General features: G+C 74.5%; 1 protein-coding gene. It reads right to left on the bottom strand.

Features of this window, described 5'->3' with window-relative positions; translation table 11 throughout:
- A partial coding sequence (locus tag ACFW9D_RS34120; RefSeq protein WP_384628539.1) for a heme-binding protein occupies positions 1-407 on the bottom strand: 407 nt, incomplete at its 3' end.
- Positions 408-615 lie beyond the last annotated feature (208 nt).

The raw sequence follows: 615 nt of genomic DNA, 5'->3' as shown, positions 1-615 counted from the left end.
TTCTCGAGGCGCTTGACCAGCTCGGAGGTCGGGGCGTTCCAGGAGACGGCGGTGAACGCCTTCTTCTCGGCGGCCTCGTAGGACTGCGGGCCGGCACCGTCGCCGCGCAGGGTCAGGATGGTGTTGCCGTTGCGGTCGACGACGGCCACGGAGACGCGCTGGCCCTCCTTCTCGGCGGCGTCGAGCGCGGCCTGGGCGGCCTTCGACGCGGCGTCGATGGTGAGGTGCGTCGTCGTGGTGGTGGTGTTGCCCTTGACGTTCGCGGCGGCGACGGCCGGGGCGGCGGACTGGGCGGAGTCGGCGGCGCTCGCCGAGTAGGCGCCGAAGCCACCGAGGGCGATCGCGGCAGCCAGGGAGGTGCCGGTGATGACGCGGGCGCGCTTCGAGACCTTCTTGACGTGCTTCATGAGGATCAATCTCCAAGGGATGTGAAGGGTGGCTGGGACACCGGCGGTCCGGTGCGTGGTCGAGGAGGCTCGGCCCGCCCGGTGGCTTCCGGTTCCTGCCGTCCCGCTCTGGTATCCATCCTGGGCCCGCGACCCGCCCCCCCCCCCCCCCGAGCGGGGGGGGGGGGGGGGGGGCCGGGCGCGCGCCCCCCGCGGCGCGCGGGCGCGT

Source organism: Streptomyces sp. NPDC059524 (genome assembly GCF_042749255.1).
Lineage (GTDB): Bacteria > Actinomycetota > Actinomycetes > Streptomycetales > Streptomycetaceae > Streptomyces > Streptomyces xanthii.
This window is presented reverse-complemented; position numbering and strand designations above follow the sequence as displayed.